The organism is Caballeronia sp. GAWG1-1, from assembly GCF_023631465.1.
Taxonomy (GTDB): Bacteria; Pseudomonadota; Gammaproteobacteria; order Burkholderiales; family Burkholderiaceae; genus Caballeronia.
On the sequence record NZ_JALQDB010000003.1, the window covers coordinates 32,462 to 55,739 of the forward strand.

The following is a 23,278-nucleotide window of genomic DNA, read 5'->3' on the forward strand; positions in this document are numbered from 1 at the left end:
GCGCTGCGAACCGCATGGGAAGACCCGGTGGCTCGGTGGCGAGGCCGCGCCGGACGCGAAGGAACGTGGCCTTACAGCGCTTTGATGGTGCCCTTCGGGAGAATGGTCGTGACGGCAGCCTTCTGCACGGTGATTTCCGTGCCTTCGGCGATTTCCACGCCGACGTAAGCTTCCGACACCTTCGTGACCTTGCCGACGATGCCGCCGTTCGTGACGACTTCATCGCCCTTGGCCATGGCCGACAGCATGTTGCGATGTTCTTTCTGACGCTTCATCTGCGGACGGATCATGATGAAGTACAACACGGCGAACATCAGGATCAGCGGCAGGAAGCTCATCAGGCTCGATTCCGCGCTGCTGGCGGTGCCTTGTGCAAAGGCATTGGAAATGAACGACACGTTGGTCTCTCCGTTAATACGTTCAGAATTGCGTTCGAAATGACGTTCGCAAATGCGTTTGAAAACCTGGGCCAGAAATTAGCCCGATATTCTACCACTCGCCGCGCCCCTCAAATGGCTGGAATGCGCTTTGGCATCAAGCCGTTACCGAGACTTTCGAGAGTCCGTTGCGAGCGACGGAAAGGCGATTGTAATGCTTGTCCAGGCGATATCCGTCCCGCCTTAGTCGACGCCGCGCGCACGATTCTCCGCGAACGTCTTGCGAAATGCCTCGAACGTGTGCGTTTCGATCGATTGGCGCACTTCGCCGATAAGTTCCAGGTAGTAATGCAAGTTGTGAATGGTGTTCAGTTGCGCGCCCAGAATTTCCCCGACGCGATGCAGATGGTGCAGATAAGCGCGCGTGAAATTGCGGCACGTATAACAACCGCAGCTTTCGTCGAGCGGCTTTTGCGAGTTCTTGTGCGTCGCGTTCTTGATCTTGAGGTCGCCGAAGCGCGTGAAGAGCCAGCCGTTGCGCGCGTTGCGCGTGGGCATCACGCAATCGAACATGTCGACGCCTGCGGCCACGCCCGCGACCAGATCTTCCGGCGTGCCGACGCCCATCAAATAATGCGGCTTGTCGGCGGGTAGCTTCGGGCCGATGTGATCGAGCACCCGCATCATGTCCTCCTTCGGCTCGCCGACCGAAAGGCCGCCTATGGCGAGCCCATGGAAGCCGATTTCCGAGAGGCCCGCGAGCGACTCGTCGCGCAAGTCCTCGAACATGCCGCCCTGCACGATGCCGAACAGCGCGTTCGGATTGCCGAGCCCGTTGAACTCGTCGATGGAACGCTTCGCCCAGCGCATGGACATGCGCATGGAGTCGGCGGCTTCCTGGTGCGTCGTCGGTACGCCGTTCGTGGCGTAAGGCGTGCACTCGTCGAACTGCATGACGATGTCTGAATTCAGCACCTTCTGGATCTGCATCGACACTTCGGGCGAGAGAAAGAGTTTGTCGCCATTGATCGGCGAAGCGAACGTCACGCCTTCTTCCGTGATCTTGCGCAGTTCGCCCAGCGAAAACACCTGAAAGCCGCCCGAGTCCGTGAGAATGGGACGGTTCCATCCCATGAACCTGTGCAGCCCGCCATGCGCGCCGATGGTCTCGAGACCCGGACGCAGCCAAAGATGAAACGTGTTGCCGAGGATGATCTGCGCGCGAATCTCTTCGAGTTCGCGCGGCTGGATTGCCTTGACGGTGCCGTAGGTACCGACCGGCATGAAGATCGGCGTTTCGACGACGCCGTGATTCAGCGTCAGACGGCCGCGACGCGCCTGTCCGTCGGTGGCGAGCAGTTCGAACTTGAGGCCGTTGTCGGGCGGAGTGTGATTCTCGGTCATTGTGGTTCCTGGGCCGCCGGGGAGCGCAGAGATTGTCGCCATGGTAAGCGCTGTCGCTGGCCATGGAAGTCAAGCCGTCAGCTTCGGTCGATACGTCCGGCGCGTAGATGGTTAAGTTTGGGAATGGCGAGTCAAAAGCATGGCATCGCCATAACTGAAGAAGCGGTATTTCTCGTCGATGGCGTGCTGGTAAGCCGCGCGGATCGCGTCCATGCCGGCGAAGGCGGACACGAGCATCAGGAGCGTCGACTTCGGCAAATGGAAATTGGTGACGAGCCGGTCGACCACGCGGAAGGTGTAACCCGGCGTGATGAAGATATCTGTCTCGGCGCTCGTTGCGGCGAGCGGGCGGCCGGCTTCGGCGGCGTCGCGGGCGGCGGCTTCCAGCGCGCGCATGGACGTCGTGCCCACGGCGATCACGCGATTGCCGCGCGCCTTCACCGCCGCGATTTTATCGACGAGCGACTGCGGCAACTCGTACCACTCGCTGTGCATCTTGTGCTCGGCGATATTGTCCACGCGTACCGGCTGAAACGTGCCCGCGCCGACGTGCAGCGTGAGCGTGGCGCGTTCGACTCCACGCGCGTCGAGTCGGGCGAAGAGGGCATCGTCGAAATGGAGGCCTGCCGTCGGCGCCGCTACCGCGCCGGGATTCGCTGCGTAGACGGTCTGATAACGCGTTTCGTCGTAGGCGTCGGGGTCGTGCTCGATATACGGCGGAAGCGGCAAGCGCCCGTATTGCTCGATGAGCGTCAGGCATTCGGCCGGAAAATGCAGCGTATAGAACGGTTCGACGCGCTCGCCGACGGTGACATCGAATGCATCGGCGAGGCGAATGGTCGTGCCCGGCCCGGGACTCTTGCTCGCGCGAATCTGCGCAAGCGCGGTGGTTGCGCCCGTCAGACGCTCTACCAGCACTTCGACGCGTCCGCCACTGGCCTTCTGGCCGAGGAAGCGTGCCTTGAGTACTTTGGTATCGTTGAAGACGAGCAGGTCGCCGGCGTCGAGCCGGTTCGGCAGATCGGAGAAACGCCGGTCGATGAGCGTGGCCGGCGAAACGTGATTGTCCACTTCGAGCAGACGGCTCGCGCTGCGCTCGGTGAGCGCACTCTGCGCGATCAGCTCGGGCGGCAGATTAAAATCGAAATCGGAAAGCGTGAACATGGCGTTTGATAGTTGCCCGACGTTGCTTGAGGGCGGCACAGGCGCGCCGACCAAAACCCCATATTGTACTTGCGAAGAGAGCAGATGCCCTTGTCCGACCGCCGCGTGACTTCTCCCGACGAAGCGTTTCCAAGCGCCGAAGACAGCGGCGCGCGTGTCGAAGGGAAGGCCGCGCGCACGCGGAAGAAAGCGCCGAAGCCGGTCATGGCGGGCACGATCCAGCCGGAAGGCGAGGTGCGGGCGTCCGCGCTCGACGACGGTGATTCGCAGCCGACTGCTTCGGCGGCGAAGGCTCAAGACGCGGGTTTCGACAGCACCGCCGAAACCTTCGAGGAGCCGAGCGAGGCGGACGCGCACTCCACTCGCGCCGCCCAACCCGCGTCGGCCGCGAAAACTGGGAACGCGGGTCCGACCAGCGCCGGCAAAACCGCGCCCAAGCTCGTCAAACCCGCCGACAAGCTCGCCAAGCTCGGCTTGAAGACCGACATCGACCTCGTCTTGCATCTGCCGATGCGCTATGAAGACGAAACGTCGCTCACGCCAATCGCCGAACTCATTCCCGGCAACACCGCGCAGACGGAAGGCGTCGTGTTCGATAACGAGATCGCGTATCGGCCGAAGCGGCAATTGCTCGTGAAAATTCGCGACGATGCCGGCGACGACCTGACGCTGCGCTTTCTCAACTTCTACGGTTCGCAAGTCAAGCAGATGTCCGTCGGCGTGCGCCTGCGCGTGCGCGGCGACGTGCGCGGCGGCTTTTTCGGCCTGGAGATGGTGCACCCGGTCGTGCGCCCCGTCGATGACGACACGCCGCTGCCGCAAGCGCTCACGCCCGTCTATCCGGCGACCGCGGGCGTCTCGCAGGCGTATCTGCGCAAGGCGATCGACAGCGCGCTCTCTCGCGTGTTTCTGCCGGAGTTGCTGCCCGAGCCGATCGCGCGCGCGCATCTCGCCCCGCTCAACGTGCCCGGCCTGCTCGACGCGGTGCGCACACTGCATCATCCGCGCGCGGATTCCGACGAAACCGCGCTCATCGACGGCACGCATCCGGCGTGGACGCGCATCAAGTTCGAGGAACTGCTCGCGCAGCAGTTGTCGCTCAAGCGCGCGCACGCCGAGCGCCGCACTCGCGCCGCGCCCGCCATGCCGCGCCGCGCCGCCGGCGATTCCGCCTCGCTCGTCGTGCGTCTCCTGAAAGCGCTGCCGTTTTCGCTGACCGGCGCGCAGCAGCGCGTCAGCGCGGAAATCGCGCACGAACTGACGCTCGCGCATCCGATGCAACGTCTTTTGCAAGGCGATGTCGGCAGCGGCAAGACCATCGTCGCGGCGCTCGCGGCGGCGCAGGCCATCGACGCCGGTTATCAGGCCGCGCTCATGGCGCCGACCGAAATTCTCGCGGAACAGCACGCGCGCAAGCTGCGCGGCTGGCTCGAACCGCTTGGCGTGTCGGTCGCGTGGCTCGCCGGCAGTCTCAAAGCCCGGGACAAACGCAGCGCAAGCGAGGCCGCCGCGCTCGGCACCGCGCACCTCGTCATCGGCACGCACGCGATCATTCAGGACTCAGTCGAGTTCGCGCGCTTGGGCCTCGTGATCGTGGATGAGCAGCATCGCTTCGGTGTCGCGCAGCGGCTTGCGCTGCGAGCGAAGGCGCAGAAAGCATCGAACGGAGCGAAGGACTTCCAGCCGCATCAGCTGATGATGTCCGCGACGCCGATTCCCCGAACGCTCGCCATGACCTATTACGCCGATCTCGATGTCTCGACCATCGACGAACTGCCGCCTGGCCGTACGCCGATTCTCACGAGAATCGTCTCCGACAGCCGCCGCGACGAGATCATCGGCCGCGTGCGCGAGGCGGCGCTGACTGGTCGGCAAGTTTATTGGGTGTGTCCGCTGATCGAGGAAAGCGAGACGCTGCAGTTGCAAACCGCCGTCGAAACTTACGAAACGCTCGTCGCGGCGCTGCCCGAACTGCGCGTCGGGCTGGTTCACGGTCGGCTTGCGCCCGCTGAAAAGGCGGCGGTCATGGACGCCTTCTCGCGCAACGAAGTGCAATTGCTGGTTGCGACGACGGTGATCGAAGTGGGCGTGGACGTGCCGAATGCATCGCTGATGGTGATCGAGCATGCGGAGCGTTTCGGGCTCGCGCAGCTGCATCAGTTGCGTGGACGCGTGGGGCGCGGCAGCGCCGCTTCCGTGTGCGTGCTGATGTACGCGAATCCGCTTTCGCAAACCGCCCGCTCCCGGTTGCAAACGATGCGCGAAACGACCGATGGCTTCGAGATCGCCCGCCGCGATCTTGAAATTCGCGGTCCCGGCGAGTTTCTCGGCGCGCGCCAGTCCGGTGAGGCGATGCTGCGTTTTGCCAGCCTCGAAAACGACGGCTGGCTGATCGAACCCGCGCGCGCGGCCGCGGATCGCATGCTCGAAGCGTTCCCGGACGCCGTTACGCGCCATCTCACCCGCTGGCTGGGCGTGCGCGAACAGTATTTAAAAGCGTGATGGGTGAACTTGAGCGGGTGTCGTCGGTCCCTATTTGCTAAATACACAGCCGCGTTTGCAATAGCCGCGAGAGTTGTCGAATTGCGCTTGGCGGGTGTATAAGATAAACCTATCGAATCAATGTATTCCATTGGCCTCCAATGACGCTCACTGAACTGAAGTACATCGTCGCGGTTGCGCGCGAGCGGCACTTTGGCCGCGCCGCCGAAGCGTGCTTCGTCAGCCAGCCGACGCTGTCGGTGGCAATCAAGAAGCTCGAAGACGAACTCAACGTGCAGATCTTCGAGCGCGGCACGAGCGAAGTCAGCGTGACGCCCATTGGCGAGCAGATCGTCACGCAGGCGCAGCGCGTGCTCGAACAGACGCTCGCCATCAAGGAGATCGCCAAACAGGGCAAAGACCCGCTTGTCGGGCCGCTGCGGTTGGGCGTCATTTATACGATCGGGCCGTATCTGCTGCCGACGCTCGTCAAGCAGATGATCAAGGCGGTGCCGCAGATGCCGCTAATGCTCCAGGAAAACTACACGCTCAAGCTGATCGAACTGCTGAAGCAGGGTGAGATTGATGTGGCGATCATGGCGCTGCCGTTTCCCGAGACGGGCCTCATGGTGCGCGCGCTGTACGACGAGCCGTTCGTCGTCGCCATGCCTTCGGGTCATGCGTGGGAAAACCGCGCGAAGATCGATCCGGACGATTTGAAGCAGGAAACCATGCTGCTGCTCGGCAGCGGCCATTGCTTCCGCGATCACGTTCTCGGCGTGTGTCCGGAGCTGATGCGCTTCTCGCAGAACGCGGACGGCATTCAGAAGACCTTCGAAGGCTCGTCGCTGGAAACCATCCGGCATATGGTGGCAAGCGGCGTCGGCATCACGGTTCTGCCGCGTATGTCGGTGCATGAAGTGAAGCCGCACGCGGCGGGCATCGATTCCGGCCTGCTCAGTTACGTCGCGTTCGATGACCCCGTCCCGGACCGGCGTGTCGTGCTGGCGTGGCGCAAGAGCTTCACGCGCGTGCCTGCCATCGACGCGATCAGCGATGCGATCGCTGCCTGCGATTTGCCTGGCGTGAGAAAGCTGGACATACCGGTGGCGGTGAACTGAGTCCGCCGTAAGTTTGACGTGTCATCGCAAAGCCGTGCCTTCATCGAAGTCACGGCTTTTTCATCTGGGTGGCGCCCCAGCTATCGAATAGATAAATTCAATCAAATTTTTGTTTTCGATAGTTTTCTATAAGATTGCTCTATCGACAGCGCTTGGCCACTCCGGCCAAGCCCACGGAGGAACGTCATGCACCGCCACGCCGCCATCGCCAAATCATGGAACGAACTGCGCCACGTCGCCGTGCGCGTTCTAGCGGACTTCGCGCGCGTCGCCTGAATCTCGGCGAACCGTCTCGCATCACTCATCTCAAGCCAACGCAAAAACAGGAGTATCACGATGACCAACGAACGCCTCACGACTGCCGCTGGCGCACCCGTCGGCGACAATCAGAATTCGCAAACCGCCGGTCCGCGCGGTCCCGTGACCTTGCAGGATTTTTGGCTGATCGAAAAACTCGCGCATTTCGACCGCGAAGTGATTCCCGAGCGCCGCGTGCATGCAAAGGGTTCGGGCGCCTTCGGTACGTTCCGCGTCACGCACGACATCTCGCGCTATACGAAAGCCAAGATTTTCTCGGAGATCGGCAAGGAAACGCCGATTTTCATGCGCTTCTCGACGGTGGCAGGCGAACGCGGCGCCGCCGATGCCGAACGCGACGTGCGCGGCTTCTCCATCAAGTTCTACACCGAGGAAGGCAACTGGGACGTGGTCGGCAACAACACGCCGGTGTTCTTCATCCGCGATCCGCTGAAATTTCCCGACTTCATCCACACGCAGAAGCGCGACCCATACACGAACATGCGCAGCAATGTCGCCGCTTGGGATTTCTGGTCGCGTCATCCGGAATCGCTGCATCAGGTGACGATTCTCATGAGCGATCGCGGTATTCCGAAGAATTATCGGCAGATGCATGGCTTCGGCTCGCACACGTTCTCGTTCGTCAACGCCGATAACGAGCGCTTCTACGTGAAGTTCCATTTCAAGTCGCAGCAGCCGCTCGAAAACTACACGGATGCCGAAGCCGGCGCCGTGATCGCGAACGATCGGGAAAGCGCGCAGCGCGATCTGGTCGACAACATCGATCGTGGCGAGTTTCCGCGCTGGAATTTCCGCATTCAGGTGATGAGCGAGGAGGAAGCGGCGCGCTATTGCATCAATCCGTTCGATGTCACCAAGGTGTGGCCGCACAAGGACCATCCGCTGATCGATGTCGGTGTGATCGAATTGAACCGCAATGCGCAGAACTATTTCGCGGAAGTCGAGCAGGCCGCGTTCACGCCCGCCAACGTGGTGCCGGGCATCGGCTTCTCGCCGGACCGCTTGCTGCAAGGGCGTCTCTTCTCTTATGGCGACACGCAGCGCTATCGGCTCGGCATCAATCATCATCAGATTCCGGTGAATGCGCCGCGCGTGCCGGTGGCGAATGCATTTCATCGCGATGGCGGAATGCGCGTCGACGGCAATCTCGGATCGCGCGTCAATTACGAGCCGAACCGCTTTGGCGAATTCGCGCAGGACGCGAGCGTGAACGAGCCGCCGCTCGCGGCGGGGACGGTGTATCGCTTCGATCACCGTGAGGACGACGACTACTACAGCCAGGCAGGCGCGCTTTTCCGTCTCTTCGACGAAGCGCAGCGCGAGCGGTTCTTCGGCAATATCGCGCGGCATATCTTCGGCGTACCGGATGAGATCGTCGCGCGTCAGATCGAACACTTCCGCCGCGCGAACCCGGCTTATGCGGCAGGCGTGATAGATGCTCTTATCAAGCTCGGACAGAAAGTAACCGTGAAGCAGGACGAGGAAGATACCGCGGCCGCGTGATCGGCCAGGGAGAAACGACCATGAATCAGGCATTCAACACCATCGAGCAGGCCATGAAACATATCGAAGCCACTAGTCGCAAAGTGCGCGTTACGCTTGCGTTTGGCGCCGTCGCGATGGGTTACGGGCTCGTCGTTGCCAGTGCATTGCATGGCGCGGGCGCGGGCGTTTTTGCCTGAGGCAGGACGTCTATCGACACGAAGACAGGCCGCTCTGTCAGCACCACGCGGCGGCCTGTCTTCCACGCATGCAAAGCCGCGCCATATAAAAAAGTGACCTTGTTTCTACGATAAACTAGCGGACGGTCTGTAGCTTCGCGCCTCGCTTGAGCAATAGGCGCACTCAACGTTCGAATCACACTTTCACGGAGTCAATATGGCGAACAAAGACGCTGCACCTCCCGTCAACATCGGCATCAACGACGAGGATCGCAAGAAGATCGCCGACGGGCTGTCCCGTCTGCTGGCCGACACGTACACGCTGTACCTGAAGACGCATAATTTTCACTGGAACGTCACGGGGCCGATGTTCAACACGCTCCATCTGATGTTCGAGACGCAGTACAACGAACTTGCACTCGCCGTGGATGCCATCGCCGAACGTATTCGCGCGCTGGGCGTGCATGCACCGGGCAGCTACAAAGACTTCGCGCGGCTGTCGACCATTCCGGAAGCGGATGGCGTGCCCTCGGCCGAAGAGATGATTCGCCAGTTGGTACAGGGTCAGGAAGCGGTGGTGCGCACGGCGCGCGAAATCTTCCCCGCGACGGACGCCGCCAACGACGAGCCGACCGCCGACTTGCTCACGCAGCGCATGCAGACGCATGAGAAGACCGCGTGGATGTTGCGCGCCATGCTGGCCTGACGTCTCGGCTTCAAACGCTTGGAAAGCTTCAAACGCTTCGATGAAAACCCCGTGCGCGGGGTTTTTTTGTGGGCGCAATGCGCGGGCTTGCGCCAGCACGCTGGTCTAAAATAGGCCATCGAACTTTCGCTGCCTCGCCATGCTCGCCCGCCTTCCGCTGTATATGCGCCTCGTGCGCCTGGATAAACCGATCGGCAGCCTGCTGCTGTTGTGGCCGACGCTCAACGCATTGTGGATCGCGTCCAACGGGCATCCTTCGCCAATGCTGCTCGTCATCTTCGTGATCGGCACCATTCTCATGCGCTCGGCGGGCTGCGCCATCAACGACTACGCCGACCGCGATTTCGACCGCTACGTGAAGCGTACGGCCGAGCGTCCGATCACGTCGGGCAAGATCAAGGCATGGGAAGCGGTGGCGCTCGCGGCGGCTTTATCGCTCCTTGCGTTTTTGCTGATACTGCCGCTCAACACACTCACGAAAGAGCTGTCGGTGTTCGCGCTGTTCGTCGCGGGCAGCTATCCCTTCACCAAGCGATTCTTCGCCATACCGCAGGCGTATCTCGGCATTGCGTTCGGCTTCGGCATTCCCATGGCGTTTGCCGCCGTGCAGAATCACGTGCCCGCGCTCGCGTGGATCATGCTCGCGGCCAACGTGTTCTGGTCGGTGGCCTACGACACCGAATACGCCATGGTCGATCGCGACGACGACATCAAGATAGGCATCCGTACATCGGCGCTCACTTTCGGGCGATACGACGTGTTCGCCGTCATGCTTTGCTATGCCGTGACGCTCGCCATCTATGTGGGCATAGGCGTGGCGCTTGGCTTTGGCTGGGCGTACTGGCTCGGCTGGCTTGCCGCCGCGGCATGCTCCGTCTATCACTACGCGCTGATTCGCGAGCGCGACCGCATGGGATGTTTCGCTGCGTTCAAACATAACAACTGGCTCGGCGGCATGTTGTTCGTGGGAATTGCGCTGCATTACGCGCTGGCTTGATGCGCCGTTGATCTTGCCGACGCATCTTTATGACAGTTTTCGGGCCATCGACTGATTGCGCGAAGCCGTCCAATGGCTAGACTCTTGCGGATTTACTTACACGCTTAAAACCGCATGAGTCACATCGAGCGCCCCATCGCCTTCATTCTGGCCGCGTCAAACCATGGCACGCTGATCGTCAATCGCAACGACTTCAACGCCGTGCAGAACGCCGTATCGAACTACACCTACGGCGTCGGGCATCAGATCCTCAGCAAGTCCAGCTTCGATCCGCAAGAAGTGCAGTTCGTGCTCTCTCTTCTCGCGCTGCGTCGTCGTTATTTCGGTGACGGCGTATTCGCCATAGACGGCGGCGCGAATATCGGCGTGCATTCCGTGGAATGGGCGCGTCACATGAACGGCTGGGGACGGGTGCTGAGTTTCGAGGCGCAGGAGATCATCTACTACGCGCTGGCCGGCAATCTCGCGCTCAACAACTGCCTCAATGCGCGGGCCAGGCTGGCTGCATTGGGTGAGTCCGTGGGCGAGATCGGCATTCCTCAACCGGATTACTTCTCTTCGGCGAGCTTCGGCAGTCTGGAGATCAGGCCGCGTGAGCACACCGAGTTCATCGGCCAGGCTATCTCTTACGATGCCGCCGCAAGCACGACGGTGCCGATGATCAGTATCGATTCCCTGAAGCTCGAACGCGTCGATCTTCTGAAGATCGACGTCGAAGGCATGGAAATGGATGTGTTGAGAGGCGCGCGCGAGACCTTGCTTCGATGCAAGCCTGCGCTTTTGGTCGAATGGATCAAGGGCAGCGAGAACGATATTCGCGACTATCTGAGAGGCGTTGGCTACGAGACGTTTTATTCGGTCGAACCGAATGTGCTTGCCATCGCCAAGGGTGATCCGCTGCATGCTCATTTGAACGAGCGCGATGGCGTGCTCAATATCGGTTGAGCGAGCTCGCGCGGCGGCGGTGAGCGCGAGCGAATCCTTCAATGCGCGGGTGCGAAGCCCGCGCACCGCGCAAGCTGCACGTGTTGCCGTGCCGCCAGTTCCTTTTGTGCGCATGCGAGTTGCCAGCGCACCGCGCACGATTCACGTTTTCACAAGCCGCCCAACTCGTCACCCATCTCCTTCGCGCGCGCCTGCGCCGCGAGCGCGCCACGCACGATGGCGTCCTTCACACCTTCAGCCTCGAACGATGCCAGCGCCGCCGCCGTCGTGCCGCCTTTCGATGTCACCCGTTCGCGCAGCACGCTCGCCGCTTCGCCCGATTGTGCAGCAAGCTGTGCCGCGCCGGTGAAGGTCGCCACCGCGAGTTCGCGGCCCTGGGCTTCGTCAAGGCCGAGTGCGCGCGCGGCTTCCTGCATCGCTTCGATGAAGTAGAACACGTAGGCCGGACCGCTGCCGGAAATAGCAGTGACGGCATCGAGTTTCGCTTCGTCGTCGAACCAGACGGAGGAGCCCACCGCTTCCAGAACTTGCGATGCCAGCGCCTTCGCGTCATCGCTCACGCCCGGCAGCGCGGCGAGTCCGGTCACGCCCATGCCGATCAGCGCGGGCGTATTCGGCATGGTCCGCACGATCTGCGTATAGCCGTTCAGCCAGCGCGACAGATCCGTCGCGCGAATGCCCGCCGCGATGCTGATGATGGTTTGCTTCGACAGATGCGGCGCGAGCGATTCGGCCACGCTCTTGAGCACTTGCGGCTTCACGGCCAGCAGGATCGCGTCGTAAGCCGCGAGTTTCTCGTCGATGGCCGCGCCCGTCGCAATGCCGAACTGCTTCGCGGTGCGTTCGCGCGCTTCGTCGTTGATATCGACGGCATAGATATCCGCCGGCGCGACGCCGCGCTTGACCAGACCGCCGATGAGCGCGGCAGCCATGTTGCCACCGCCGATGAATGCAATTTTCATGGTGAAGTAGTCGAGAGTGAAATCAATGCGAATAGTCGCGCGCGCCGAAGATCGCGGTGCCAATGCGCACCATGGTCGCGCCTTCGAGCACGGCGGCTTCGAGGTCGGCGGACATGCCCATGGAAAGCGTGTCGAGATCGAGACCGTCTGCGCGAAGCTTGTTCATGAGTTCGCGAAGGCGCGCGTGCGGCTCGCGTTGCGCGTCGAGTGTGTCGGCGGCTTCGGGAACGGCCATCAGGCCACGCAAGCGCAGGGCGGGGAGCGCCGCGACCGCATGCGCGAGCGCGGCGGCTTCTGCCGGTTCCACGCCGCTCTTCGAAGCCTCGCCGCTCACGTTGACCTGCACGCAGACATTGAGCGCGGGCGTGCCTTCGGGCCGTTGCGCGGACAGACGCTCGGCAATCTTCAGCCGGTCGATGGAATGCACCCAGTCGAACTGCTCGGCGACGAGCTTGGTCTTGTTCGATTGCAGCGGCCCGATGAAGTGCCACTCGATGTCGCTGCGTAAGTCGGCGAGCGTGGCAATCTTCGCGATGCCTTCCTGCACGTAGTTTTCGCCGAACGCGCGCTGGCCGGCAATGAACGCGGCGCGCACGTCTTCGGCGGGAAAGGTCTTGGAGACGGCGAGAAGCTGCACGGACGTGGCGTCGCGCGAGGCGTCCGCCGCAGCCTTCGCAATACGCTGCCGGACTTCTTCGAGATGTTGAGCGATAGACATGCTGGCCGCCTGAAAAGCAATCCAGCCATTATACGAAGCGCTCAACCGTAAAGCAGATGCTCGAGCAACTGAATCCAGTGCGCGACGGGCGTGGACGTGCCGCTTTGCAGATGCGCGATACACCCGACATTCGCCGACACGATCATCTGCGGCTCGGTCTTTTCCAGCCGGTCGAGCTTTTGATTACGCAGCGTGTATGAGAGCTTTGGCTGTAGCACCGAATACGTGCCCGCCGATCCGCAGCAGAGATGGCTATCCGCGGGCAAACGCACTTCGAGCCCGAGCGCGGTCAGCAGATGCTCGACGCGTCCGCGAATCTGCTGCCCGTGCTGCAAGGTACACGGCGGATGGTAGGCGACCGTATGCACGCTGCGGCGTCTTGCCAGCGCGATGAGTTCTTCCTCGTACATCGGCAGGATTTCGGCGAGGTCGCGCGTAAGCTCGACGATGCGCGCCGCCTTGTCCGCGTAGACCGGATCGTCGCGTAAAAGGTGCGCGTATTCCTTCACCGTCGCGCCGCAACCCGACGCGTTCATCACGATTGCCTCGACGCCGTTCTCCACATACGGCCACCATGCGTCGATATTGTTGCGCACGTCGTCGAGCGCTTCGTCGTTGTAGCCGAGATGCAGGCGGATCGCGCCGCAGCAGCCCGCATCCGGCGCGGTGACGATCTCGATGCCGAGCGCGTCGAATACGCGTGCGGTCGCCGTGTTGACGTTGGGCATCATGGCCGGTTGCACGCAGCCGGAAAGCATCAGCATCTTGCGCTCGTGTTTGCGCGTGGGCGCGGCGAGCGGCTTCTCCGGGACGGGAATCTTCGCGCGCAGATTGCGTGGCAGGATGCCGCGAAACTGCTGGCCGAGTTTCATCGCCGGCGTGAAGAGCGTGCTGTTCGGCAGAAAGCTCGCCAGCAAGCGCCGCTGCAAACGCTGGCGCATGGGGCGCTCGACTTTCTCTTCGACCACCTTGCGGCCGATCTCCACGAGCCGCCCGTACTGCACGCCCGACGGACATGTGCTCTCGCAATTGCGGCAGGTAAGGCAGCGATCCAGATGCAGTTGCGTGCTGCGCGTGACCGGCGCGCCTTCGAACATCTGCTTCATCAAATAGATGCGCCCGCGCGGTCCGTCGAGTTCGTCGCCGAGAATTTGATAGGTCGGGCAAGTCGCCGTGCAAAAGCCGCAATGGACGCATTTGCGCAGGATGGCGTCGGCTTCGTCGCCATCGGCCGTGCCGCGGATGAAATCGGCGAGATTGGTTTGCATCGAGGCGCCTAGAAATCGGGGTACAGCCGGGCGCGATTGAACACGCGCGCCGGATCGAACGCCGCCTTCAGCCCGCGATGGATCTTCATCAGCGGCGCGGGCAACGGCGTGAACACGCCCGCATTGCGGTCATACGCGGAACCGGCGCGGAAGATGGTCGCGTGCCCGCCGGCTTGCTTCGCGCTGATACGCACGGTCTGCGGGTCGGTGTCCGTGATCCACCAGCGCTGCGCACCGCCCCATTCCATGAGTTGCGCGCCCGGCAAATGCAGCGGCTCCGCAATGGACGGCAACGCGAGCCGCCAAAGCGCCGAACGCGGCTGAATGACCGCGAAGAACGGATCGGTCTGCTCGCGCATGCCGATCCAGAAACGGTCGGCTTCGACGGCGTCGACCACCTCGCCGCCGAGCGTGTTGCGCGCGGATTTAACAGCAGCTTCCGCGCCCGCGAGACGTAGCGCGAGCGTGCCGTCGCGCCACGCGCTGCCGGTGATCGGCAAGGGATGACCGCCCCATTCGTTGAGCTTGCGCACGCCGTCCGTTGCATGCATGTCGAATTTGAGCGTGGCTTCGGCGACGGGGCGAGGCAGCACCTTGATCGACAGTTGCAGCATGAGGCCGAGCGTGCCGAGCGAGCCCGCGAGCAGGCGCGCGACGTCATAGCCCGCCACGTTTTTCACCACTTGGCCGCCGAAGTGCAGCACTTTTCCGTGCCCGTTCATCACCACCGCGCCGAGCACGAAATCGCGCGGCGCGCCGGTCCATGCGCGACGCGGGCCGGCAAGTCCCGCCGCGATGCAGCCGCCGAAGGTCGCGTTGCGGCCGAAGTGCGGCGGCTCGAAGGGCAGCATCTGTCCGTGCTCCCTGAGCGCGGCTTCGATTTCCGCGAGCGGCGTGCCGCTCTTCGCGGTGATCACGAGTTCCGCCGGATCGTATTCGACGATGCCGCGATGCGCGCGCGTGTCGAGAATCTCCCCCTGGAGCGTCTGTCCGTACCAGTCCTTCGTCCCGCCGCCGCGAATGCGTAGCGGCGTGCCGGTCTCGGTGGCGTGCGCAATCCGCTCCGACCAGCCGGCGACGATGTCGTCCTGTTCCATGGGTGTCCCGCTTGATTGATGCTTTTTCTATTCCGTCTCGTCCGGTCGATTGTACCGGGCGCTTAACGCAGCCACAGTCGGACAAACGTGGATAGCGGGATCGCGCACTCGTCAAAAGCGCGGAATCTCCGGGTGCGGCAAAAGCCCGCCGCGAATGTGCATCTTCCCGTATTCGGCGCAGCGCGCGCGCGTGGGAATGCCCTTGTCGGGATTGAGCAGGCCGGGCGGATCGAACGCGCGCTTGACCGCGTGAAAGGCGTCGCGCTCCTCGGGCGAGAACTGCACGCACATCGAATTGATCTTCTCGATGCCCACGCCGTGTTCGCCCGTCACCGTGCCGCCCAGTTCCACGCAGGTTTCGAGGATATCGCTGCCGAACGCCTCCGCGCGATGCCATTCGTCGAGATCGTTGCCATTGAAGAGAATGAGCGGGTGCATGTTGCCGTCGCCCGCATGGAACACGTTGATGCAGCGAAGCGCGTACTTCTGTTCCATCTCTTCGATCCGCTTGAGCAGCGGCCCGATGGAGCGGCGCGGCACCGTGCCGTCCATGCAGTAATAGTCGGGCGACATGCGGCCGGCAGCGGGAAAGGCGTTCTTGCGGCCCGACCAGAACTTGAGCCGCTCGCTTTCCGTGCGCGAAATCTGGATGCGCGATGCGCCGAACTCGCGCAGCACCGCCGTCATGCGGACGATTTCCTCGGCGACTTCGTCGTGCGTGCCATCGGATTCGCACAGCAGGATGGCGGCGGCGTCCAGGTCGTAGCCAGCGTTGACGAATTGCTCGACGGCGCGCGTCGCGGGCTTGTCCATCATTTCGAGGCCGGCCGGGATGATGCCTGCCGCGATGATCGCCGCGACCGCATTGCCGCCTTTGACCACGTCGTCGAAACTCGCCATGATGACTTGCGCTGTCTGCGGCTTCGGGATCAGCTTGACGGTGATCTCGGTGACGATGGCGAACATGCCTTCGCTGCCGATCAGCACGGCGAGCAGATCGAGGCCGGGCGCGTCGGGTCCGAGCGAGCCGAATTCGACGGCATCGCCGTCCATGGTGACGGCGCGCACGCGCAGCACGTTATGCACGGTAAGGCCGTATTTCAGGCAATGCACGCCGCCCGAATTTTCGGAGACGTTGCCGCCGATAGTGCACGCGATCTGCGACGAAGGGTCCGGCGCGTAGTAGAGCCCGTAAGGGGCGGCGGCCTCCGATATGGCGAGATTGCGCACGCCCGGCTGAACCGTCGCGGTGCGCGCGTACGGATCGACTTCGATGATCTTGCGAAAGCGCGCAAGCGACAACACGATGCCATGACGAATCGGCATCGCGCCGCCCGAGAGCCCCGTGCCCGCGCCGCGCGGCACGATCGGCACGTCGAGGCGCGCGCAGATCTGCACGACGCGCTGCACCTGCGCTTCGGTTTCCGGCAATGCGACCGCAAGCGGCAGACGGCGATACGCCGCGAGACCGTCGCACTCGTATGGCGCCGTGTCTTCCTCGCGAAACAGGAGGCAATGCGTGGGCAGCACGGCCATCAGCGCCTGCACGACATCGCGCTGACGCGCCGCGAGTTGTTCCTCGGAGAACCGAGGCGCGTCCGCATGCGGCAAATTCGGCGAAGTGTCGGTCACGAGTGCGGTCTTGAGCTCGTCGGGTGCGTTCATGTCTCCTCCGGGCGCTCGGCGGCGCTTCGTTCGGTTTGATCGACGCAGATGCTCTTCGTCGACGAATGATTCGGATACCGCGGTCCATCTTGCCCGCTTGCGGCGACAGCGTCCATTGCCGTCGCCGTGTGCGCAAAATGAAGCGCAAACCGCGCGATTACTGCTCGAACGCGAAGATCTTGCCCGGATTCATGAGGTTTTTCGGGTCGAGCGCGTGTTTGATCGAGCGCATCACGGCGATGGCGTCCTCGCCGTGCTCCTCGATCATGAAGCCCATCTTGTGCAAGCCGACGCCGTGTTCGCCCGTGCAGGTGCCGCCGACCATCAGCGCGCGTTCGACGATGCGGTGATTCAGCCGTTCGGCTTCCGCCAGTTCCTCGGGCTTGGCCGGATCGAGCAGCATGGCGACGTGGAAGTTGCCGTCGCCGACATGGCCGACGATTGGGCAGGGAAGCGGCGAATCCACCAGGTCTTTTTCCGTTTCCTCGACGCATTCCGCGAGACGCGAGATCGGCACGCAGACATCCGTGGTGACGGCGCGGCAGCCGGGTTTCAGTTGCAGCATCGCGAAGTAGGCGTTGTGGCGCGCGTTCCAGAGACGGCTGCGGTCTTCGGGACGGGTCGCCCATTCGAAACCGGTGCCGGCGTTCTCGGCGGCGATGTCCTGCACCGTTTGTGCTTGCTCCTTGACGCCCGCTTCCGTGCCGTGAAATTCGAAGAATAGCGTCGGCGATTCGGCGAGCGTTAGATTCGAATGACGATTGATTGCGCGCACGGCGAGCGAATCGACGAATTCGACGCGCGCAATCGGCACGCCCATCTGAATGGTTTCGATGACGGCGCGCACCGCATCGCCCATCGACGGGAAAGCGCAGATGGCGGCGGAAATGGCTTCGGGCTGCGGATAAAGCCGCACGGTGATTTCGGTGATGACACCGAGTGTGCCTTCCGAGCCGACGAAAAGACGCGTCAGGTCGTATCCCGCCGACGATTTGCGCGCGCGCGTGCCGGTTTTGATGACTCGGCCATCGGCGGTAACCACCGTGAGGCCGAGCACGTTTTCGCGCATCGTGCCGTAGCGCACGGCGTTGGTGCCGGAAGCGCGCGTTGCCGACATGCCGCCGATGCTCGCGTCCGCGCCGGGATCGATCGGGAAGAAGAGGCCGGTGTCTTTCAGCGCTTCGTTCAGTTGCTTGCGTGAAATGCCGGGTTCGACGGTGACCGTGAGATCTTCGGCGTTGATCGAAATGACGTTTTTCATCTCCGACAAGTCGATGGAAACGCCGCCTTGCACCGCCAGCAGATGCCCTTCGAGCGACGAGCCGTTGCCGTAGGGAATGATCGGCGTGTCGTGTTCGGCGCAAAGTCTGACGATGGCCTGCACGTCATCTGTGCTGCGCGCGAAGACGACGGCGTCGGGCAGTTGCGGGTCGAACGGGGATTCGTCGCGGCCGTGGTGCTCGCGCACCGCCTGGGCGGTGGAGACGCGCTCCGCGAATCTTGAGCGCAGCGCATCGAGCAGGGCGGCGGGGAACGGGCGGCGGAAGGCGGTTCGTGCGGCTTCGGCGGGGTGGTTCACGGTGTCTCCGGGGCAGCTTGGGCGCTGCGATTGTTCGGTCGATTTTCGCGGCGGATTCGTCGCGTGTTGCTTATTCGTGCCACTAAATGCTTCAGGCGACGGATCGAGCACGTTGCGTTTTGCGTTTTGCGCGCCGGTGCTTAATCGTCGCGCTCGTTGGGCTGCTGCGCTCGGCGTGGTCGAGTGCTTGCTTCACGACTTCCATCTCATTTTACGCCGATGAGATGGAGGGCGGCAGGCGGGTAAAACCGTGGGACCGCGTGCCTATAATGGGTCGGAGTTTCGGCGCGGTTCAAAGTGTGAACGCGCGTTTCGAGCGATGAATCAACGAGCAAGGAGAAAACGATGGGCAACCGTCTGAGCAAGATCGCCACCCGTACCGGCGATGATGGCACCACGGGGCTCGGCGACGGCCGTCGCGTCTCCAAGGACGATGCGCGGATTGCCGCAATCGGCGATGTCGATGAATTGAATTCGACTTTGGGCGTATTGCTATGCGAACCGCTGCCAACGGACGTGCGCGATGCGTTGACGACGATTCAGCACGATCTCTTCGATTTAGGCGGCGAGTTATCGATTCCCGGGCATTCGATGATAGAGGAATCGCATTTGGCGCAGCTCGATGACTGGCTCGCGGAATACAACGGGACGTTGCCGCCGTTGGCTGAATTCATTCTGCCGGGCGGATCGAGAGCGGCGGCAGTGGCGCATGTGGCGCGGACGGTTTGCCGAAGAGCGGAGCGGTCGATCGTGGCGCTGGGGAAAATCGATGAAGCCGGAGTAAATGAAGCGCCGAGGCGGTATGTCAATCGGCTGTCGGATTTGCTTTTTGTACTGGCGCGGGCTTTGAATCGCGCGGATGGCCAGAACGATGTCTTGTGGAAGCATCAGCGCGACGCGGCAACCGATTAACCGTGAATGAATGACAGCGGCCGCTGAGTTAGCAGCCGCTATCTATATCTTAATTGCCGCCGCCTCGCGCAATGCGCCGCTGTTTAACCGACGCTGCCAATCCTTCGAGTACAGTCACACTCTCATCCCAGCCGATGCAAGCATCCGTCACGCTTTGTCCGTAAGTCAGCTCGCATCCCGGCTTGAGGTCTTGCCGGCCGCCAACCAGATGCGATTCAATCATCACGCCGATAATTCGCTCATCGCCGGAAGCGAGTTGCTTGCCAATATCCTCGCAAACCGGAATCTGATTCTCGTGTTTCTTCGAGCTATTCGCGTGACTCGCATCGATCATCAAGCGCGCCGCTAATCCCGCCTTGCCGATATCGCTGCAAGCGGCATCGACACTAGCGGCATCGAAATTCGGCGATTTACCTCCACGTAAAATGATATGGCAATCCTCGTTGCCGGCGGTTGAAACGATCGCCGAATGTCCGCCCTTCGTGACCGACAGGAAATGATGCGGCTGCGAAGCGGCCTTGATAGCATCGACGGCAATCTTGACGTTTCCATCCGTGCCATTTTTAAAGCCTACCGGACAAGACAATCCCGATGCAAGCTCACGGTGAACCTGAGATTCGGTAGTCCGCGCCCCAATCGCGCCCCACGAAATCAGGTCCGCAATGTACTGCGGACTAATCATATCCAGATACTCGGTGCCGGCCGGCAAACCAAGCTCGTTGATATGCATGAGCAATTCTCGCGCAGCCCGCAATCCATCATTGATCTTGAAGCTGTTATCCATATACGGATCGTTGATCAGCCCTTTCCAGCCCACCGTGGTACGCGGCTTTTCGAAGTACACGCGCATCACGATTTCCAATTCGCCCGCGAAGCGCTTACGCTGCTCGATCAGTCGTCCGGCATATTCCATCGCCGCCTTGGGATCGTGAATGGAGCACGGTCCGACGATCACGATCAAGCGATCATCCATTCCGTGCAGTATGCGATGCATCGACTTGCGCGCGTTGTAGATCAGTTCCGACACGGGTTCGGCGCAAGGGAATTCGCGAATCAGATGCGCGGGAGGCGTCAGTTCTTTCAGCTCACGAATGCGGACATCGTCGGTATTGTGCGGGGGCATTTCTTTTCTCCTGCGTCTCTTTCAATCAAAACCAACGTGTGAAGGGCGAAAAAAAACCGCCAGACTCGCTGGCGGTTTTTCGGAAATTTGGTTTTGCGTACTTACCGTACTTGCAACGACCCCTCTCCATCCGCCAGCGGCTTGAGATGCCAAAAGAAATAAAAATAAAACTTGGCGGTCATGGCTTAAGAGAGAAAAGTCTGTCGCAAAAAAATCAGGTAGCTGCTTTTATAACCGCAAACACGCGGCGCTGGCAAGCCTTCTACTCGAAGAACGCGGGAATCCCGCATCGCCGGCCCGTGCAATCGCAAACCCAGCCCGAAGCGACGCGGAAAGCCCGCATCGAAAACATTAAACCGTGCCGCCCACCGTCATTTTTTCGATGCGCAACGTCGGTTGCCCAACGCCCACCGGCACGCTCTGGCCTTCCTTGCCGCACACGCCGACGCCCGTATCCAGCGACATGTCGTTACCGATCATCGTCACGTATTTGAGCGATTCCGGTCCGCTGCCGATCAAGGTCGCGCCCTTCACCGGATACGTGATCTTGCCGTCCTCGATCATGTACGCCTCGGACGCCGAAAACACGAACTTGCCGTTGGTGATATCTACCTGACCGCCGCCGAAATTCACCGCGTACAAGCCTTTCTTCACCGAAGCCAGAATCTCCTTCGGGTCCTTGTCGCCGTTGAGCATGTACGTGTTGGTCATGCGCGGCATCGGCAGGGCGGCGTAGGATTCGCGGCGCGCGTTGCCCGTCACGGGCATCTTCATCAAACGCGCGTTGAGCGAATCCTGAATGTAGCCCTTGAGAATGCCGTCCTCGATCAGCGTCGTGCACTGCGTCGGATTGCCTTCGTCGTCGATGTTGAGCGAGCCGCGCCGATTCGGCAGCGTGCCGTCATCGACCACGGTCACGCCCTTCGCCGCGACCTGTTCGCCAATACGACCCGCGAACGCCGACGATCCCTTGCGGTTGAAGTCGCCTTCCAGCCCGTGCCCGATCGCTTCGTGCAAGAGCACGCCCGGCCAGCCCGGCCCGAGCACGACGGTCATGGCGCCTGCGGGTGCCGGACGCGCTTCCAGGTTCACCAGCGCCGCGTGCACCGCGTCGTCGACGTAGCGGTTCAGGATGTCGTCGGTGAAATAGCCGTAGTCGAAGCGTCCGCCACCGCCGCCCGTGCCGATCTCGCGGCGTCCGTTTTGCTCGGCGATCACCGTGACCGATACGCGCACGAGCGGTCGCACGTCGGCGGCGAGCGCGCCGTCGCTGCGCGCCACCAGCACGACGTCGTATTCACCGGCGAGCCCGGCCATGACTTGCGTGATGCGCGGATCGCGGCCGCGCGCCATCTGCTCGACGCGCTCCAGCAGCTTCACCTTCGCGTCGGAATCGAGCGAATGCAGCGGATCGGCGGGCAAATACAGATCGCGGCCCGACACGCCCGTGAGCGTGCTCGCCGACTTGATTTTGTGCTTGCCGCCGCCCGCCTTGGCGATCGCGCGTGTTGCGTGCGCCGCCTGGCGAATCGATTCGGGCGAAAGATCGTCGGAATAGGCGAAAGCCGTGCGCTCGCCCGAAACGGCGCGCACGCCGACGCCCTGATCGATGCTGAAGCTGCCCGATTTGACGATGCCTTCTTCCAGACTCCACGCTTCGCTGCGCGTGGACTGAAAATAGAGGTCGGCGTAATCGACGCGATGCGTGAAAATTTCCGCAAGCGTACGCGTGATAAGCCCCTCGTCGAGGCCATACGGCGTAAGCAAAACGTCCTTCGCCGTGACCAGATTCCTAATGCCGGGTTCGATGATGTTCATGCGGTGCCTGTTGCGAGTTCGGTGATATTTCAGACCATTCTAATGGCTGACGGGGTTCGGTCATGTGCGGAGAAAAAATCGCGCTTTCAAGACCGTCGGAAAACCTATTTTCAAGATACTTGGCGCGCGCGTCTCAGCCGATCACGCGATGCCGATACGCCGGCAAGCTCTGTCGCACTGACGCGATGCTCGCCGGATCGATCTGGCCGGCCACGACGCCCGCGCCTTCGTCGCGCACGTCGATGATTTCGCCCCAAGGGTCGATCAGGATGCTGTGGCCGAAAGTGCGCCGGCCGTTTTCATGTTTGCCGCCTTGTGCCGCGGCGAGGACGTAGCACTGGTTTTCAATGGCGCGGGCGCGTAGCAAGATTTCCCAATGTGCCTTGCCGGTCGTGTAGGTGAACGCGGAGGGGACGACCATCAACGCGCAGTCGCCCATTTTTCGGTACAGCTCCGGGAATCGCAGGTCGTAGCACACCGAAAGGCCGACTCGTCCGAATGGCGCGTCGAAAGTCCGCACTTCGCTGCCGGGACAGATGGTGCGCGCTTCGTCGAACGATTCCTCGCCTTTCTCGAAATTGAAAAGATGAATCTTGTCGTAGCGCCCAACCTGCTTGCCGGCGGGGTCGAACACGAGCGTGGTGTTCAGCACGCGATCCGGCTCCGCCGACTGCAACGGCAAAGTCCCGCCGATCACCCACACGCGATGCTCGCGCGCCGCATCGGACAAGAATTGCTGGATCGGACCCGCGCCCGGCGTCTCGCGAATGGCGAGTTTGTCGGTGTCCTTGAAGCCCATGTAGCAGAAGTATTCGGGCAGGAGCACGAGTTGGGCGCCGTCGCGCGCGGCTTCCGCGATCAGCCGGCCGGCTTCGGTCAGGTTGCGATCGCGGTCCGGCGCGCTGACCATCTGCAGCGCGGCGACGCGGAAATTCGCGCTTTCGCTCGATTTATCGTTCATA

Annotated in this window: 20 protein-coding genes; 8 read left to right on the top strand and 12 right to left on the bottom strand. The window is 62.1% G+C overall.

Going from position 1 to position 23,278, the window contains the following annotated elements; translation table 11 throughout:
• Positions 1-71 precede the first annotated feature (71 nt).
• The 3 genes from yajC to queA all read right to left on the bottom strand — a co-directional run bounded on the left by yajC (position 72) and on the right by queA (position 2,945).
• Positions 72-398: a preprotein translocase subunit YajC gene (gene yajC, locus NCT03_RS01940; protein WP_244827017.1), complete on the bottom strand. Its 327-nt coding sequence runs from the start codon at positions 396-398 to the stop codon at positions 72-74.
• Positions 399-620: 222 nt separating this feature from the next.
• Positions 621-1,781: a tRNA guanosine(34) transglycosylase Tgt gene (tgt, locus tag NCT03_RS01945; RefSeq protein ID WP_250491790.1), complete on the bottom strand. Its 1,161-nt coding sequence runs from the start codon at positions 1,779-1,781 to the stop codon at positions 621-623.
• 111 nt (positions 1,782-1,892) lie between these two features.
• Positions 1,893-2,945 (bottom strand): tRNA preQ1(34) S-adenosylmethionine ribosyltransferase-isomerase QueA, encoded by a 1,053-nt coding sequence (queA, locus tag NCT03_RS01950; protein WP_250491791.1) that lies wholly within the window; start codon positions 2,943-2,945, stop codon positions 1,893-1,895.
• An 84-nt stretch (positions 2,946-3,029) separates the two neighbouring features.
• Here queA and recG point away from each other — a divergent pair, with 84 nt between their 5' ends.
• From recG to NCT03_RS01985, 7 genes are all read left to right on the top strand, one after another.
• A complete protein-coding gene (gene recG, locus NCT03_RS01955) occupies positions 3,030-5,447 on the top strand; it encodes an ATP-dependent DNA helicase RecG (RefSeq protein WP_250491792.1) in 2,418 nt (805 codons plus the stop codon).
• A 140-nt stretch (positions 5,448-5,587) separates the two neighbouring features.
• The gene (locus NCT03_RS01960; protein WP_244827021.1) at positions 5,588-6,547 is read left to right on the top strand and encodes a hydrogen peroxide-inducible genes activator; all 960 of its coding nucleotides are present in this window, start codon (positions 5,588-5,590) and stop codon (positions 6,545-6,547) included.
• 336 nt (positions 6,548-6,883) lie between these two features.
• On the top strand, positions 6,884-8,368 hold the full coding sequence (locus NCT03_RS01965; RefSeq protein WP_250491793.1) for a catalase: 1,485 nt from the start codon (positions 6,884-6,886) through the stop codon (positions 8,366-8,368).
• A 20-nt stretch (positions 8,369-8,388) separates the two neighbouring features.
• Positions 8,389-8,547, top strand: a complete 159-nt coding sequence (locus NCT03_RS01970; protein WP_244827023.1) for a hypothetical protein — start codon at positions 8,389-8,391, stop codon at positions 8,545-8,547.
• Positions 8,548-8,743: 196 nt separating this feature from the next.
• Entirely contained in the window at positions 8,744-9,232 is a 489-nt protein-coding gene (locus NCT03_RS01975) for a Dps family protein (RefSeq protein ID WP_244827024.1), read from the top strand.
• A 139-nt stretch (positions 9,233-9,371) separates the two neighbouring features.
• Entirely contained in the window at positions 9,372-10,229 is an 858-nt protein-coding gene (gene ubiA, locus NCT03_RS01980) for a 4-hydroxybenzoate octaprenyltransferase (protein ID WP_250491794.1), read from the top strand.
• A 114-nt stretch (positions 10,230-10,343) separates the two neighbouring features.
• Positions 10,344-11,174 carry an FkbM family methyltransferase gene (locus tag NCT03_RS01985; protein ID WP_250463073.1) on the top strand — a complete coding sequence of 277 codons (831 nt, stop codon included), beginning with the start codon at positions 10,344-10,346 and terminating at the stop codon, positions 11,172-11,174.
• A gap of 149 nt (positions 11,175-11,323) precedes the next feature.
• Here NCT03_RS01985 and proC read toward each other — a convergent pair whose 3' ends face one another.
• From proC to NCT03_RS02015, 6 genes are all read right to left on the bottom strand, one after another.
• Positions 11,324-12,136, bottom strand: coding sequence for a pyrroline-5-carboxylate reductase (gene proC / locus NCT03_RS01990; protein WP_250491795.1), 813 nt, complete (start codon positions 12,134-12,136; stop codon positions 11,324-11,326).
• Between the two features lie 22 nt (positions 12,137-12,158).
• Positions 12,159-12,854, bottom strand: coding sequence for a YggS family pyridoxal phosphate-dependent enzyme (locus NCT03_RS01995; RefSeq protein ID WP_250491796.1), 696 nt, complete (start codon positions 12,852-12,854; stop codon positions 12,159-12,161).
• 41 nt (positions 12,855-12,895) lie between these two features.
• On the bottom strand, positions 12,896-14,122 hold the full coding sequence (glcF, locus tag NCT03_RS02000) for a glycolate oxidase subunit GlcF (RefSeq protein ID WP_244827029.1): 1,227 nt from the start codon (positions 14,120-14,122) through the stop codon (positions 12,896-12,898).
• An 8-nt stretch (positions 14,123-14,130) separates the two neighbouring features.
• The gene (glcE, locus tag NCT03_RS02005) at positions 14,131-15,219 is read right to left on the bottom strand and encodes a glycolate oxidase subunit GlcE (RefSeq protein WP_244827030.1); all 1,089 of its coding nucleotides are present in this window, start codon (positions 15,217-15,219) and stop codon (positions 14,131-14,133) included.
• Positions 15,220-15,330: 111 nt separating this feature from the next.
• Positions 15,331-16,884, bottom strand: a complete 1,554-nt coding sequence (locus NCT03_RS02010; protein ID WP_244827031.1) for an FAD-linked oxidase C-terminal domain-containing protein — start codon at positions 16,882-16,884, stop codon at positions 15,331-15,333.
• A 157-nt stretch (positions 16,885-17,041) separates the two neighbouring features.
• Positions 17,042-18,463, bottom strand: coding sequence for an FAD-binding oxidoreductase (locus NCT03_RS02015; protein WP_250491797.1), 1,422 nt, complete (start codon positions 18,461-18,463; stop codon positions 17,042-17,044).
• Positions 18,464-18,808: 345 nt separating this feature from the next.
• Here NCT03_RS02015 and NCT03_RS02020 point away from each other — a divergent pair, with 345 nt between their 5' ends.
• Entirely contained in the window at positions 18,809-19,375 is a 567-nt protein-coding gene (locus tag NCT03_RS02020) for a cob(I)yrinic acid a,c-diamide adenosyltransferase (protein ID WP_250491798.1), read from the top strand.
• Positions 19,376-19,424: 49 nt separating this feature from the next.
• Here NCT03_RS02020 and aroG read toward each other — a convergent pair whose 3' ends face one another.
• The 3 genes from aroG to NCT03_RS02035 all read right to left on the bottom strand — a co-directional run bounded on the left by aroG (position 19,425) and on the right by NCT03_RS02035 (position 23,277).
• On the bottom strand, positions 19,425-20,498 hold the full coding sequence (gene aroG, locus NCT03_RS02025; protein ID WP_250463084.1) for a 3-deoxy-7-phosphoheptulonate synthase AroG: 1,074 nt from the start codon (positions 20,496-20,498) through the stop codon (positions 19,425-19,427).
• 351 nt (positions 20,499-20,849) lie between these two features.
• Positions 20,850-22,316 carry a metalloprotease TldD gene (tldD, locus tag NCT03_RS02030; protein WP_244827035.1) on the bottom strand — a complete coding sequence of 489 codons (1,467 nt, stop codon included), beginning with the start codon at positions 22,314-22,316 and terminating at the stop codon, positions 20,850-20,852.
• A gap of 133 nt (positions 22,317-22,449) precedes the next feature.
• On the bottom strand, positions 22,450-23,277 hold the full coding sequence (locus NCT03_RS02035; RefSeq protein ID WP_250491799.1) for a carbon-nitrogen hydrolase family protein: 828 nt from the start codon (positions 23,275-23,277) through the stop codon (positions 22,450-22,452).
• Position 23,278: the final 1 nt, after the last annotated feature.

Coding starts and splice junctions, on each gene's coding strand:
- tgt (WP_250491790.1), bottom strand. CDS start 1,781: ATGACCGAGAATCACACTCCGCCCGACAACGGCCTCAAGTTCGAACTG.
- queA (WP_250491791.1), bottom strand. CDS start 2,945: ATGTTCACGCTTTCCGATTTCGATTTTAATCTGCCGCCCGAGCTGATC.
- recG (WP_250491792.1), top strand. CDS start 3,030: ATGCCCTTGTCCGACCGCCGCGTGACTTCTCCCGACGAAGCGTTTCCA.
- NCT03_RS01960 (WP_244827021.1), top strand. CDS start 5,588: ATGACGCTCACTGAACTGAAGTACATCGTCGCGGTTGCGCGCGAGCGG.
- NCT03_RS01965 (WP_250491793.1), top strand. CDS start 6,884: ATGACCAACGAACGCCTCACGACTGCCGCTGGCGCACCCGTCGGCGAC.
- NCT03_RS01970 (WP_244827023.1), top strand. CDS start 8,389: ATGAATCAGGCATTCAACACCATCGAGCAGGCCATGAAACATATCGAA.
- NCT03_RS01975 (WP_244827024.1), top strand. CDS start 8,744: ATGGCGAACAAAGACGCTGCACCTCCCGTCAACATCGGCATCAACGAC.
- ubiA (WP_250491794.1), top strand. CDS start 9,372: ATGCTCGCCCGCCTTCCGCTGTATATGCGCCTCGTGCGCCTGGATAAA.
- NCT03_RS01985 (WP_250463073.1), top strand. CDS start 10,344: ATGAGTCACATCGAGCGCCCCATCGCCTTCATTCTGGCCGCGTCAAAC.
- proC (WP_250491795.1), bottom strand. CDS start 12,136: ATGAAAATTGCATTCATCGGCGGTGGCAACATGGCTGCCGCGCTCATC.
- NCT03_RS01995 (WP_250491796.1), bottom strand. CDS start 12,854: ATGTCTATCGCTCAACATCTCGAAGAAGTCCGGCAGCGTATTGCGAAG.
- glcF (WP_244827029.1), bottom strand. CDS start 14,122: ATGCAAACCAATCTCGCCGATTTCATCCGCGGCACGGCCGATGGCGAC.
- glcE (WP_244827030.1), bottom strand. CDS start 15,219: ATGGAACAGGACGACATCGTCGCCGGCTGGTCGGAGCGGATTGCGCAC.
- NCT03_RS02010 (WP_244827031.1), bottom strand. CDS start 16,884: ATGAACGCACCCGACGAGCTCAAGACCGCACTCGTGACCGACACTTCG.
- NCT03_RS02020 (WP_250491798.1), top strand. CDS start 18,809: ATGGGCAACCGTCTGAGCAAGATCGCCACCCGTACCGGCGATGATGGC.
- aroG (WP_250463084.1), bottom strand. CDS start 20,498: ATGCCCCCGCACAATACCGACGATGTCCGCATTCGTGAGCTGAAAGAA.
- tldD (WP_244827035.1), bottom strand. CDS start 22,316: ATGAACATCATCGAACCCGGCATTAGGAATCTGGTCACGGCGAAGGAC.
- NCT03_RS02035 (WP_250491799.1), bottom strand. CDS start 23,277: ATGAACGATAAATCGAGCGAAAGCGCGAATTTCCGCGTCGCCGCGCTG.